We start from the raw sequence: 12,649 nt of genomic DNA, 5'->3' as shown, positions 1-12,649 counted from the left end.
CTCTGCAGCCAATCTGGTGGCCGCCGTGCCCGTTGCGGAGTGGCGGGACGCTGCATGATCTTCAGGCCCCGACTATGACGGCATGACCGTGAGCACAGCTGACAGGGCGTCATGGGCGGAGCAGGCGATGGCGGGCCTGTCGGACGAAGGGGTGCGCGTCGTCGCGCTGAGCTGGGTCGACAACGCGGGCATCAGCCGGGTCAAGGCCGTGCCGCTCGGCCGGCTGCCCCGGATCGCGGGCTGCGGCGTGGGGATGTCCCCGGTCTTCGACACCTTCCTCGTGGACGACTCGATGGCCCGCGTCGACGGGCACGGCGGCCCGACCGGCGACCTGCAGCTGCTGCCCGACCTGAACCGGCTCACCCGGCTCGCCGCGCAGCCCGGCTGGGCGTGGGCGCCGGCCGACCGCTACGGCCAGGACGGCGAGCCCTACCCGGGCTGCCACCGGTCCTTCGTCGGCCGCATGGTGCGGACGGCGGCCGACCTGGGGCTGAGCCTGCGCATGGGCTTCGAGACGGAATGGACCGTCGACCCCGGCCGTCTCGGGGACGGTCCGGCGTACGGGCTGGCCCGGCTGGCGGACTCCGGGGCGTACCTCCTCGACCTCGTCGACGCGCTCGCCGCACAGGGCGTGGAGCTCCTCCAGATCCACCCGGAGTACGAGCCGGGACAGTTCGAGGTGTCCACCGCCGCCGACGATCCGCTGGGCGCCGCCGACACCGCCGTCCTCGTGCGGCACACGATTCGCGCCGTCTCCCACACCCACGGTCTGCGGGCCTCCTTCGCCCCGCTGGCCACGCCCTCCGGCATCGGCAACGGCGGGCATCTGCACCTGAGCCTGTGGCGCGGCGAGGAGAACCTGCTGCACGGCGGGCAGGGACCGCGCGGTATGACGGCGGAGGGCGAGGCGTTCCTCGCCGGCGTGCTGCGGTCGCTGCCCGCCCTGACCGCCATCGGCTGCCCCACCCCGGCCAGCTACCTGCGCCTGGCGCCGTCCGCGTGGGCCGGCGCCTACCGGTGCTGGGGCTGGGAGAACCGGGAGGCGGCGCTGCGCTTCGTCACCGGGCCGGCGGGCGAGGCGCCCCAGCGCGCGAATGCCGAGGTCAAGTGCTTCGACCAGGCGGCCAATCCGTACCTGGTGGTGGGCTCGGTCATCGCCGCGGGCCTCGCGGGGTGCGAGGAGGCCCTGCACCTTCCGGAGGAGTACGCGGACGATCCGGCCCGAGCGGACGCCGACGAGCTGGCCCGGCGCGGCGTCGAGCGGCTGCCCACCAGCCTGAAGGACGCGGTCGGGCATCTCGAGGGCTCAGCGGTGCTCCGCAAGGCCATGGGAGACCACCTGTTCGGCGCAGTCCTCGCCGTGCGCGGCGCGGAGGAGCGGCTGTTCGCCGAGCGCACCCGCGTCGACACCGTGGAATCCACCCGCTGGCGCTACTGAACCGCACCACGAGGGTGCGGTGCGGTGCGGTGCCGTGCGGCAACGGTGATCATTCCGGCCTGCTGAGGCAGCGAGAGCGAGGGAGAAGCAATGCGCAGGGTGCAGGTGGCCTTGGTGACGTCCGGTGTTCCGGAAGAGCCCGACGACGACTTGGCCCCCTTGAGCGCGGCCCTGTCGCGGGCGGGGATCGAGGCGGTGACGCTGCCGTGGGACGGTCAGGTGGACTGGAGCCGGTTCGACGGCGTGCTGCTCGAATCGCCGTGGGACTATCCCAAGCGCCGCGACGAGTTCCTCGCCTGGGCCCGGCAGGTGGCGGACACCTCGGTGCTGTGCAATCCGCTCGAGGTGGTGGAGTGGAACAGCGACAAGCGGTACCTGGCCGACCTCGCCGCCGACGGCGTGCCGATCGTGCCCAGTGCCTGGACCGCGCCGGGGCAGGAGTGGACCGCCCCCGCGGAGGGTGAGTACGTGGTCAAGCCGTCGGTGTCCTGTTCGGCGAAGGACACCGCGCGCTACGGCCCCGGAGCGGCCGACCTGACGCGGGCCCGCCGCCATGCCGAAGACCTCCTCGGCCAGGGCCGCACGGTGCTCACCCAGCCCTACCAGCACGCCGTCGACGTGAGCGGGGAACTCTCGCTGATCTACCTCGACGGGGTCTACAGCCACGCCGTCCGGCGCAGCGCCCTGCTCAAGCCCGGCGCCGAGGTCCAGGACGGCCTGCTCTCCACGGCGACGATCACACCCCGCCGGGCCACCGGGCCGGAACGCGACTGCGCGGACAAGGCCGTGGCAGCCACGACCGGACGCTTCGGCACGCCGCTGTACGCGCGCGTCGACCTGGTGCCCGGCCCCGCGGGCACCCCGCTGCTGCTGGAATGTGAAGTCATCGAGCCCGTGCTGTTCCTGGCCGAGAGCACCCCCGCGGCCGACCTCCTGGCCAGAGCCCTGCTCCGGCGCCTGACGACCGGAGCCACGGAGCAGCCCCACGCCGTCATCCACACCCCGGCACCGACGCCGGCACCGCAGACGGTCCAGGAGGACGGCGCGTAGCCCAGCCGGCCGTCGGCCGTCGCGGCTGCCGGGGCCAGACCGGCACCCGGCCGCCATCGGGCCTCGGGCCGCCGCCGGGCCTCAGGCGGCCATCGGGCCTCAGGCGGCCGCCGGGAATGCCGTACGCACCGCCGGCTGCCAGTGGTGGGCGGCGAGTTCCGGGCGCAGCGCCGACAACCCCCCGCAGTATTTGGTGAATTCGGCGGCACGCACCCCATAGCCGCGCAGCAGCCGGTCCGCCTCGGTCAGATGGCCGGTGGTCTTGGTCTCGACGAGGACCAGCCCGCCGTCGGCCCGTACCGTGTGGCCGGTCTCCAGGTCGCGGCAGAGCAGGGCCGCGTCGCAGGTGATGCGCTGGCCGTTGGCGACGAAGGTGGCGCGGGTGTAGTCGGTCTCGAGGGAATGGCCCAGTTCGGTGGGGGCGGCGATGCCGTACGAGCGGTCCAGCACGGAGGCGAGGAAGCCGCGTGGGGCGTGGCCGAGGGCCGCGTCGCCGGGCAGCAGCGGCTGCCGGTGCTTGACGGTCTGTCCGCGCCGTCCCCGGAGCTTGATCTCGAACTGCCGCTCCCCGGTGTCCGCGTACAGCCGCTCGCGGATCTTGTAGCGCAGCAGGTGGCCCTGCCGGTGGTCGTGGAAGGACCGCAGGTCGGGGGTGTCGTAGTAGACGGAGCGGTAGCGGAACCAGCGGCGGCCGTTGATGCACAGCGCGGCGAACGGGCCGCCAGGCCGCCGCCGGTCGGTGAGCTCGGCCGCGAAGACGGCGAAGACCTCGACCGGGACGAGATAGCTGTGGTCGTAGCGGGCGAGGAGCTCGGCCCGTGCCTGAACGTCGGCGAGCGGGACCGGGCGCGCGGCCATGGCGGCGCGGGCGAGGGCTCGTACGGCGGGAATCACACGGTCTCCTTGCTGGGGAGGGGACGGGGGATCGTGCGGGACCGGGGAGCGGGTGGTGCGGTGACGCTTGGCGGTGCGGGGTGCTCGGCGTTGTGGGGCCGTTGGCGTTACGACGGCACTCGGCGTTACGGCGGTTGGCCGCGCTCTACGCTCCGTACCACTCGTTCTACGCTCTGTACCACGGGAAAGTTCCGGCACCCGGAATCGGACATCCATCACCATCACTTCCCGGACACGCGCTCAGAGTTGTGCCGTTGAGAGCACGCTGCCGCCGGCCGCGGCCCCAGGGACTGACCACGCCTGATGGCAGACCCTCGGCGCGGTACTGCGCGAGCCGCTGCGCGAACAGCTCGGCGGCGAGGAGGGCTTCCGGCGGGTGATGGCGGCGCTGGAGGAGCTGCCGGCGGCCGGCGGAGCGCACGAGCCGCCGCCCGTGGACGAGTAAGGGGCCCACGGCCTGCCGCACGCCGGCAGTGCCTCGGTATCCTCACCGCGGAAGCTGGCTGTGGGCAGGGCGGATGCGGGGGAAAGGGCGACGGATCGTGGAACAGCCGGGACGTGCTGGGCAGCAGGGGCGTTCGGGGCGGGTGGGACGGCCCGGAGGGCTGGCGCCGCTCAATGCCGGGGACCCACAGCGGATCGGGGACTACCGCTTGATCGCGCGCCTCGGTGAGGGCGGGATGGGCAAGGTGTTCCTGGCCCGTTCGGACCGTGGGCGTACCGTCGCCGTCAAACTCGTACGCGGAGAACTGGCCGGTCAGGAGGAGTTCCGGGCCCGTTTCCGGCGCGAGGTGCGGGCCGCGCAGCAGGTCGGCGGGGAGTGGACCGCGCCCGTACTGGACGCGGACACCGAGGCCGAAACGCCCTGGGTCGCCACCGGCTATATCGCCGGGCCCTCCCTCCAGCAGGTGGTCGGCGGCGGCTCCACCCCGCTGCCGGAGCGGACCGTACGGATCCTGGCGGCCGGGCTGGCCCGCGCGCTGCAGGCGATCCACGCGGCCGGCATCGTCCACCGGGACCTGAAGCCGTCCAACGTACTGATCACCATCGACGGCCCCCGGGTCATCGACTTCGGCATCGCCCGCGCCCTGGAGGCGCTGGCCGACAACGGCGTGACCCGTACCGGCGCGGCGGTGGGCTCGCCCGGCTTCATGGCGCCCGAGCAGGTGCGCGGCGAAACGATCGGCCCGGCCTGTGATGTCTTCTGCCTCGGGTCGGTCCTGATGTACGCGGCCACCGGGCGGCAGCCGTTCGGGACGATCGAGAGCAGCGTGCACGCGGTGATGTACCGCATCGCCCAGGAGGCGCCCGATCTCTCCGCGCTGCCCGCCGGGCTGCACGCCCTCGTCGCCGCTTGCCTGGCCAAGGACCCCGCCCAACGCCCCACGCCCGCACAGCTGGTGGCCATGGCGGAGGACTCCGTCGCGGCGGTCGCGGAGGAGGACGAGCCCTGGCTGCCGGGGGCGTTGATCGCCCGGCTGGGGCGGCACGCGGTGGAACTGCTGGAGGCGGAGCACCCCGAGGGCGAGACGGGCCCGGCGGTCGACGCGTACGGGTCCGCTCCCCGGCCCGCGCCGTACCCCGACGCGCGCCCCGGGATGCATGCCATGCCCACCGCCGTCTCGGCCGCGCCGCACACCCCGCCGCCGTCCGCACCCCCAGGCGGCCCGGCTCCCTACGCGCCCCAGGGGCAGCACGGGTACGTCGCCGCGCCGCCGCCCGGCCCGGTGGCGCGCCGACGTCCACGCCGCAAGCGCACCGGCTCCACCGTGACCGCCCTCGCCGCCCTGGCTCTCTGCGGGGCCGTCGCGGTCGGCGCGTACGCCGCGCTCAACCAGGACGACGACGCGCGGCCGACGGACGCCAACGGCAACAGCGGTCAGGGGTCGGCGCAGTCCGCCGGGAACAGCCGCATCCCCACGGGCTACCTGGGCACCTGGGAGAACATCGAAGGCAGCGTCCAACGCCTCACGCTCAAACAGGGCGCGCCCGGCGACACCGTGCTGACGATGACGGCCAACGGGGACGACTACCGCTGCGAGTTCACGGCCCCCCTGAAGCAGGCGGGGCCGCCGGTCCGGCTCGGGCCCTCCAAGGTCGTCTCGGGCCGCCCGGCCACGAGTTGCAGCCCCGGCTCTCCCAGCACCCTGAAGCTGGTGAACGGCAAGCTGCAGCGCTCCATGGAGGGCGGCCAACCACCGCGGTTGTACAGCAAGACGGGGTGACCTCGGAAGAACCGCACGTCCTCGAGGGGCCGTCGATCGTTTTCCGCTCGTGACGCCCCGTCGGCCGTTGTGCGACCCGCGGGTGCCTAGGCTCGGGCGGACGCCTGCTGCCGGAACGCCGTCACAGGCACAAAACGACACGGGAGGGCGTCCGGATGGAGGGCCTGCGCGGGCTGACCGCCGACGATCCGCAGTGGATCGGGGACTACCGGCTGCTCAGCCGCCTCGGCAGCGGCGGGATGGGCCGGGTCTACCTGGCCCGTTCCGAGGGCGGCCGGACCGTCGCCGTGAAGCTGGTGAAGACCGAGCTGGCGGCCGAGGAGGAGTTCCGGGACCGCTTCCGGGCCGAGGTCGCTGCCGCGCGCCGGGTCGGCGGCAGCTGGACCGCCCCCGTCCTCGACGCCGACACCGAGGCCGAGGTCCCCTGGGTCGCCACCGGCTACATCGCGGGCCCGACCCTGAAGACCGTCGTCGGCAACCGGGACGACGAGTACGGCCGGGCGGGAACGTACGGCCCGCTCCCCGAGCATTCCCTCCGCCACCTCGCCTACGGCCTGTTCTCCGCCCTGATCGACATCCACGGCGTCGGGCTCGTCCACCGCGACCTCAAACCGTCCAACGTCCTGCTCACCATCGACGGCCCCCGGGTCATCGACTTCGGCATCGCCCGCGCCCTGGACGCGGTCGGCGACCGGACCCAGACCCGTACGGGCGCGGTCGTCGGCTCGCCCGGCTTCATGTCGCCCGAGCAGGTCCGGGGCCGCCGCGTCGGCCCGGCCAGCGATGTCTTCTGCGTCGGCTCGGTGCTGGCGTACGCGGCCACCGGGCGGCAGCCGTTCGGCAGCGTCGCGGCCGGGGTGCACGCGGTGATGTTCAAGATCACGCAGGACGAGCCGGACCTGGCGGGCACGCCCGAGCCACTTCGCGGCCTGATCGAGGACTGCCTCGCCAAGGACCCGGCGGCACGCCCCGCCCCCGAGGAGATCGCCTCCCGGCTCGGCCCGGCGCCCGGCGGCAAGGCGGCCGCCCCCTGGCTGCCCGCCGAACTGATCGCCGGCCTCGGGCAGCACGCCGTCCGCCTCCTGGACACCGACACCCCGCCGGGCGGCCAGCCGCCGACCCTGACGACCACCCGGATCTCCCCCAGGCCGGCGCCGCGGCCCGAGCCGACCACCGCCGCCCCCGCGCGACGCCGCTGGCTCCCCTTCGCCGCCACGGCCGCCGTCGCAGTGGCCGCCACCGCCGTGGCCATCCCCCTGCTGACCGGTGGCGCGGCCGACGACGACTCCTCCTCCGACATCTCCGCCCGCTACATCGGCACCTGGTCGGGCCAGGTCCTGCGCGACGGCACCCCCACCGGCCAGCAGCGCCGCTTCGTGATCTCCCACGGCAAGGTCGGCGAGGTGGTCGCCAACAGCACCAGCCTCGGCGTGACGTACGAGTGCCGCAGCGACGGCAAGCTGGTGTCCGTCACGGCGGACGACGGCCGCCCGGCCCTCCGCCTGGACACCAAGGTCGTACGGTCCACCCCGCCCGGCCGTTGCGCCGCCCTCGGCGAACACACCCTGGAGCCGGGCGGCGCGGGCACGCTGACCTGGGCGGCGGCGGGCCGCACCGCCACCCTCCACCGCTCGGCCCCCGCCACCGAGACCGTCCCGGCCGGCTTCCTCGGCACCTGGCAGCGCCCGGACACCGACGGCTCCGGCACCCAGCGCCTGACCATCAAGCGGGCCCCGGCCGGCAGCACGGTCCTGACCGCGGTCGTCGAGGGCCCGGCCGGCTCCTGCACCGCACACGCCGACTTCTACGCGGTCGAGAACGGCAACCTCACCATCGGCCCGTCGGTCATCGACCACCCCGCCCCCGGCTGCGAGCCGAGCAGCACCTCGGTCCTCCGGCTCAACGACGACGGCACGCTGCGGCGGGAGTTCCTGGGCAAGGACAAGGGGCCGCGGACGTACTCCAGGGTCTCCGGGGACTCCGGGGACTCCGGCCAACGGGCCTCGGTCCGCTGACCGTGGACCGCTGACCGTGGACCGCTGACCGTTACGGCCAGCGCACCCGCGAGCCGCTGCGCCGGGGATCCTTCCGGCAGTCCGGCGTGACGTTGTCGTAGGTCGTCACCGGCTCACCGTCGAGCGCGAAGCACAGCTGGGCGTGGAGGAGTTCGGCCTCCACCGGCGAGAGCGTGAGCGCGAGGTCGCCGTCGAATGTGCCGTCCTGGCGCAGCCAGAGGTGGATGGCGTAGCGGCCCTCTTCGTCACGGTGGACGGGCTTGCCGGGTACGCGGCTGACGCGCAGCCCGTAGGGGAGGCCGTTCGGGCCGTTCATGCGACCACCGCCACGAGGTCCGCGTGCGCCACCTGACGCTCGTAGGCGGGGAGGTAGGGGCGGACGAGAGGGCTGGCGTCGTTGAGGAGCGGGAGGAGCAGGTCGGGGTGACGGCTTGGCCTGGGTGGCACGCGCACGATGCGGCGGCGGGCGGCGGACGGCGCATCAAGTGGCTTACGGCGTAACCCAGTTGCCGGCACGAGCCGCGAGAGCAAGCGGATGAGTGTCCGAACGAAGACGGGCCCGATACGGTGGACCATGTTGACGCTCCTAACAAGCGTTGGCCATGCCCCGGGGTGCCGCTAACACCGCCGGGGCGTCTTGCTTTGAAGGTAGCGCCAACGAGAATGCAGGTTCAACATGTTGTACCCGTACGGGAAAAACTGGCATATGCCGACGCAAGGAACCCCCCACCAGGGCGGTGAGGGGCTACCGGCTGCGTAGTCAGGGCGACTAGCCGAACGCGCCTGCCTTCGCACAGGCCAGGAAGCGCCGAAGCCCTTCTGTGGTCACCGCGATGACCACAGTGGCATCGTCACTCTCACGCATGAGGAAGTTGCCCTCACGGGCCGCCAGTTCAAGACAGTTGTCCGTATCGGTCGAGAACGACGACTTCTGCCACTGAAGATCCACTCTTCCCACGCCTCACAGTTGCTCGATCGCATCGCGAATGAAGTCCCGCGAGCGACTGGGGTCCAGGGAGCGCTGTTCGATGCGATCCAGCTTCACGCGATAGTTCGCGAGATGGGTCTCCGCATGCAGGAAGGAAGACCCTGTGGGGATATCCATCTGCACCGTATCGAGCTGCCTAACTGTCGCGTAGGCATAGAGAGTTGAGCTTCCCGTGTTGGGAAACCCACCAGCTGCAAACGGCACTACCCGGATCGTCACGCTCTCCCGGTCGGACTGCTTGAGCAGGTGGTCGAGCTGAGCCTTGGCCACCTGCCTGCTGCCGAAGCGCGTGCGCAGCGCCGCTTCGTGAATGAGAAACGTACATGCCGGCGGCTGCGGTCGGTCGAACAACTCACTTCGCCTGATGCGGAACGCGAGCTTCAGCTCCAGTTCGTCGGGCGACAGAGACGGCACCGACTCCTCGAAGACCGCACGGACGTAGTCCTCATGCTGGAGAAGGCCCGGCATGTGCATGATCTGCGCCGACCGCAGGGCAACCGCATGGTGCTCCATCTCCGCGAGATCCAAGACCGTCGCTCCGAGCACGTTCCGGTATTCGTCCCACCAGTTCGTTCCGCGCTCCCTGGCCATCTCGGCAAGCGCATCAATGTATTCGCCGTCGGGACACGAGTAGTTGGACGCCCAGACCCGCACGCGGTCCGCGCTGACACCAAAGCGCCCGGACTCAACATTGCTGACGGTGGTCCGGTCCGTGCGGTGCATCACGGCGGCCTCGTTGATCGTCAGATCGACGTGCTCACGCATCTTCCGCAGTTCCATACCCAACCGTCGCCGCCGCTCCGTAGGCGGCTTCCTCACCGGCATCGGCCTCCCCCTCCTTCCCGCTGCACAGACTAGCCGCGGCGGGAACCGGGGCATCCTCGGTCCGCCCTTGCCTCGGCCTCCGCCGCCTCCCGGATCCGGCGGATCTCATCGACCGCCTCCGCCGGGTCCGCGTCACCCGCGTCCACGAGCAGTTCCAGCTCACGCAGGCGCGCGGCGCGCTGCGGATGCCGTTGGATCGCGACGAACACCGCCCACGAATGAACCCACGCACGCAGCGGAGCGAGGCTCTGCGTCTGCAGTGCGTTCGTCGTCGCCTCGAACAGGTGCTGGGTGAGGGCGGGCACCTTACCTGGCGCGATCTCGCCGACCGCGGACCGCAAGGCGTCGGGGGTGAGGTCCGGCATGGGGGCCGGCGGCCCGTACGGGCCGGCGGACTGCGCGCTCAAGTTTGCCTCCGGACAGGCGAATCGGTCTCCGCACCGTACCGAGGCGTAGCCCGCTCCCGTACACACAAGGGCCCGCGCACCGCTGAAAACGGTGCGCGGGCCCTTGGCCGTAAAGCCGACTCGCGCTACGAAAGGAACGAGTTGATCTCGATCGTCTCGTCGCGGCCGGGACCGACGCCGATCGCCGAGATCGGGGCGCCGGACATCTCCTCCAGCGCCTTGACGTACGCCTGGGCGTTCTTCGGCAGGTCGGAGAAGGACTTCGCCTTGGTGATGTCCTCGGACCAGCCCGGCAGGTTCTCGTAGACCGGCTTCGCGTGGTGGAAGTCGGTCTGGGAGTACGGGAGCTCCTCGACGCGCTTGCCGTCGATCTCGTACGCGACGCAGACGGGGATCTGCTCCCAGCCGGTGAGGACGTCGAGCTTGGTGAGGAAGAAGTCCGTCAGGCCGTTGACGCGGGTCGCGTAGCGGGCGATGACCGCGTCGAACCAGCCGCAGCGGCGGTCGCGGCCGGTGGTGACGCCACGCTCGCCGCCGATGCGGCGCAGCGCCTCGCCGTCCGCGTCGAAGAGCTCGGTCGGGAAGGGGCCGGCGCCGACGCGCGTCGTGTAGGCCTTCAGGATGCCGATGACCCGGCTGATCTTCGTCGGGCCGACGCCGGCGCCGGTGCAGGCGCCACCGGCGGTCGGGTTCGAGGAGGTGACGAAGGGGTACGTGCCGTGGTCGATGTCGAGCAGGGTGCCCTGGCCGCCTTCGAAGAGGACGACCTTGTCCTGGTCGAGGGCGTCGTTGAGCAGCAGCGTCGTGTCGGCGACGTAGCCCTTGATCTGGTCGGCGTAGGTCAGCAGCTCCTCGACGACCTGGCCGGCCTCGATGGCGCGGCGGTTGTAGAGCTTGGTGAGCAGCTGGTTCTTGACGTCGAGCGCCGCCTCGACCTTCTGGGTGAGGATCGACTCGTCGTAGAGGTCCTGCACCCGGATGCCGGTCCGGTTGATCTTGTCGGCGTAGGTCGGGCCGATGCCACGGCCGGTGGTGCCGATCTTGCGCTTTCCGAGGAAGCGTTCCGTCACCTTGTCGACGGTGATGTTGTACGGCGTGATCAGGTGCGCGTTACCGCTGATCAGCAGCTTGGACGTGTCGACACCGCGCTCGTTGAGTCCGCTCAGCTCGGAGAGCAGGACCGCAGGGTCGACGACGACGCCGTTGCCGATGACCGGGGTGCACCCCGGCGAGAGGATTCCGGAAGGGAGAAGATGCAGCGCGTACTTCTGGTCGCCTACGACGACCGTGTGGCCGGCGTTGTTGCCACCCTGGTAGCGCACCACATAGTCAACGGATCCACCGAGCAGGTCGGTGGCCTTTCCCTTGCCCTCATCACCCCACTGAGCACCGAGCAGCACAAGTGCGGGCACAGGCGTACACCCCTTCCGGGCGGGGCATGTCCAACGTGCGTGGATGGCGTTAGCGTGCGTGTTCACGCGGACGTCATCGCTAGTGCCGTCGGACCGGTGCCCCGGAATAGACGAAGCCCCTGGCGCAATAGCGCAAGGGGCTCTTGCACCGAGATGCTACCTGAGGAAGGACCGAGGTGTCGGCGCAGCCTTCTGGGCACACTCCCGCAGACTCCGTTCGGGGGTACCCCCTGCTTGTGGTCATCGACCCGGTCGCGCGCAGTACGGACGGTGAATCCGTGCGGATCGCGAAGGATGTGCTGTGTGCCGGCGCGGGAGCGAAGATCTGCCTGCCGGAGGGCCCGGAGGAATTCGCGCGGGCGCTGGCCCGGCGCGGACAGCGGCGCCCGGTGGTGATCGGGGACGACCGCGCGCTGCTGCGGGTGGTGGGCCTGCTGCACAAGGAGCGGGAGCTGGCGCGGGTGGCCCTGGCGATGGTCCCGGTGGGCGCACCGGCCTCGGTCGCGCTGAGCCGGGCGCTGGGCGTGCCCACGGACACGGTGGCAGCGGCGCGGACCGTCCTGGACGGCGGGGAGCGGTCGATGGACCTGCTCACGGACGACAGCGACGGGATCGTGCTGGGCGGCCTGCGGATCCCTTGCGAGGGTGCGCAGGGGCATGGCGCGTACGTGCCGGGGGCTGGGGGGGCGCACCCGGTGGAGCATGCGGAGACCGTCGATGGCCACCGGCCCTGGTGGGGGTCGGCCGCGCGGACGGCCCGTACGGCGCTGGGGCTGCTGGCCCCGGCGGCGGGGCTCGGGCTCGGCGGGCGGCGCGGGCGGGTGCCGACGTATCGGCTGCGGATCGAGGCGGACGGGGTGGTGCTGGCGGATCTGGACCGGCCGGTGCGGGGGGTGTCGGTGGTGCCGGGGGCGGCGCGGGGCGGCTCGCGGGAGGGGGCTGGTGGCGGCTCTGGTGCTGCCGGGTCCGGTGGCGCGTCCGGGGATGGGTGCGGTGACGGGTCCGGTGGGCTGGCCGAGGTCGAGGTGCGCTGGCCGGGCGAGGCGCGGCCCGTACGGGCACGGGCACGAGCGGTGACGGTGTCCGGGGCGGACTTCCACTACCGGGCGGACGCGGTGGTGGGCGGGCCGGTGCGGACGCGTACGTGGACGGTGCAGGCGGGGGCCTGGCGGCTCACGGTGCCGAGGTGACGGTGCCGAGGCGAGCGGGCCGGGCCTTGTGGTGGGCGTGAGCGGCGGGCGGGCGGGTGGCGGTCTGCCGGGCGGCGATCGGTCGGCCGGCGGCCGTGCGGGCGGCGGTCCGCCGGCCGCCGCACCCGAGGCCAGTGGCGGCTGTCCAGATAGGTGAGCACGGCCAGGACCCGCCGTCGCCGGCCTCCCCCGCGACGTCGACGCG

The 12,649-nt window shown here is 72.3% G+C and carries 12 protein-coding genes; 5 read left to right on the top strand and 7 right to left on the bottom strand.

What is annotated here, in order from left to right; genetic code table 11:
- The first annotated feature begins 82 nt into the window (after window positions 1-82).
- Complete coding sequence (locus tag ACZ4S3_RS14875; protein WP_467932264.1) at window positions 83-1,438, top strand: type I glutamate--ammonia ligase; 1,356 nt, start codon at window positions 83-85, stop codon at window positions 1,436-1,438.
- Window positions 1,439-1,528: 90 nt separating this feature from the next.
- Window positions 1,529-2,488, top strand: a complete 960-nt coding sequence (locus tag ACZ4S3_RS14870; RefSeq protein ID WP_467932260.1) for an ATP-grasp domain-containing protein — start codon at window positions 1,529-1,531, stop codon at window positions 2,486-2,488.
- A gap of 99 nt (window positions 2,489-2,587) precedes the next feature.
- On the opposite strand, the gene ACZ4S3_RS14865 is transcribed toward ACZ4S3_RS14870, so the two are convergent.
- Window positions 2,588-3,382: a polyphosphate polymerase domain-containing protein gene (locus ACZ4S3_RS14865; RefSeq protein ID WP_467932256.1), complete on the bottom strand. Its 795-nt coding sequence runs from the start codon at window positions 3,380-3,382 to the stop codon at window positions 2,588-2,590.
- A 518-nt stretch (window positions 3,383-3,900) separates the two neighbouring features.
- On the opposite strand from ACZ4S3_RS14865, the gene ACZ4S3_RS14860 reads away from it, so the two are divergent.
- Both ACZ4S3_RS14860 and ACZ4S3_RS14855 read left to right on the top strand, forming a co-directional pair.
- Complete coding sequence (locus ACZ4S3_RS14860) at window positions 3,901-5,607, top strand: serine/threonine-protein kinase (RefSeq protein WP_467932252.1); 1,707 nt, start codon at window positions 3,901-3,903, stop codon at window positions 5,605-5,607.
- Window positions 5,608-5,762: 155 nt separating this feature from the next.
- On the top strand, window positions 5,763-7,622 hold the full coding sequence (locus tag ACZ4S3_RS14855; RefSeq protein WP_467932247.1) for a serine/threonine-protein kinase: 1,860 nt from the start codon (window positions 5,763-5,765) through the stop codon (window positions 7,620-7,622).
- Window positions 7,623-7,653: 31 nt separating this feature from the next.
- Here the strand turns inward: ACZ4S3_RS14855 and ACZ4S3_RS14850 are convergent, their stop codons facing one another.
- From ACZ4S3_RS14850 to ACZ4S3_RS14825, 6 genes are all read right to left on the bottom strand, one after another.
- On the bottom strand, window positions 7,654-7,938 hold the full coding sequence (locus ACZ4S3_RS14850) for a hypothetical protein (RefSeq protein ID WP_467932242.1): 285 nt from the start codon (window positions 7,936-7,938) through the stop codon (window positions 7,654-7,656).
- Window positions 7,935-8,069 (bottom strand): hypothetical protein, encoded by a 135-nt coding sequence (locus ACZ4S3_RS14845; RefSeq protein WP_467932238.1) that lies wholly within the window; start codon window positions 8,067-8,069, stop codon window positions 7,935-7,937. The genes ACZ4S3_RS14850 and ACZ4S3_RS14845 overlap by 4 nt, the downstream gene beginning before the upstream one ends.
- 322 nt (window positions 8,070-8,391) lie before the next feature.
- Window positions 8,392-8,571 carry a DUF397 domain-containing protein gene (locus tag ACZ4S3_RS14840; RefSeq protein ID WP_467932232.1) on the bottom strand — a complete coding sequence of 60 codons (180 nt, stop codon included), beginning with the start codon at window positions 8,569-8,571 and terminating at the stop codon, window positions 8,392-8,394.
- A 12-nt stretch (window positions 8,572-8,583) separates the two neighbouring features.
- A complete protein-coding gene (locus ACZ4S3_RS14835; RefSeq protein ID WP_467932224.1) occupies window positions 8,584-9,435 on the bottom strand; it encodes a Scr1 family TA system antitoxin-like transcriptional regulator in 852 nt (283 codons plus the stop codon).
- 29 nt (window positions 9,436-9,464) lie between these two features.
- The gene (locus ACZ4S3_RS14830) at window positions 9,465-9,842 is read right to left on the bottom strand and encodes a hypothetical protein (protein ID WP_467932219.1); all 378 of its coding nucleotides are present in this window, start codon (window positions 9,840-9,842) and stop codon (window positions 9,465-9,467) included.
- A 125-nt stretch (window positions 9,843-9,967) separates the two neighbouring features.
- Window positions 9,968-11,254 (bottom strand): adenylosuccinate synthase, encoded by a 1,287-nt coding sequence (locus ACZ4S3_RS14825; RefSeq protein ID WP_467932215.1) that lies wholly within the window; start codon window positions 11,252-11,254, stop codon window positions 9,968-9,970.
- A gap of 236 nt (window positions 11,255-11,490) precedes the next feature.
- Here ACZ4S3_RS14825 and ACZ4S3_RS14820 point away from each other — a divergent pair, with 236 nt between their 5' ends.
- Window positions 11,491-12,444 (top strand): diacylglycerol kinase catalytic domain-containing protein, encoded by a 954-nt coding sequence (locus ACZ4S3_RS14820; RefSeq protein WP_467932210.1) that lies wholly within the window; start codon window positions 11,491-11,493, stop codon window positions 12,442-12,444.
- The last annotated feature ends 205 nt before the right edge of the window (window positions 12,445-12,649 follow it).

This window comes from Streptomyces sp. NPDC028368, assembly GCF_055565615.1.
Note: the sequence above shows the minus strand (reverse complement) of the source record. Positions and strands in the feature narration are given on the sequence as shown.

Bases quoted from the DNA above. Each gene is read 5' to 3' on its own strand.
- ACZ4S3_RS14855 (WP_467932247.1), top strand. From the start codon at position 5,763: ATGGAGGGCCTGCGCGGGCTGACCGCCGACGATCCGCAGTGGATCGGG.
- ACZ4S3_RS14850 (WP_467932242.1), bottom strand. From the start codon at position 7,938: ATGAACGGCCCGAACGGCCTCCCCTACGGGCTGCGCGTCAGCCGCGTA.
- ACZ4S3_RS14875 (WP_467932264.1), top strand. From the start codon at position 83: ATGACCGTGAGCACAGCTGACAGGGCGTCATGGGCGGAGCAGGCGATG.
- ACZ4S3_RS14870 (WP_467932260.1), top strand. From the start codon at position 1,529: ATGCGCAGGGTGCAGGTGGCCTTGGTGACGTCCGGTGTTCCGGAAGAG.
- ACZ4S3_RS14835 (WP_467932224.1), bottom strand. From the start codon at position 9,435: ATGCCGGTGAGGAAGCCGCCTACGGAGCGGCGGCGACGGTTGGGTATG.
- ACZ4S3_RS14860 (WP_467932252.1), top strand. From the start codon at position 3,901: ATGCGGGGGAAAGGGCGACGGATCGTGGAACAGCCGGGACGTGCTGGG.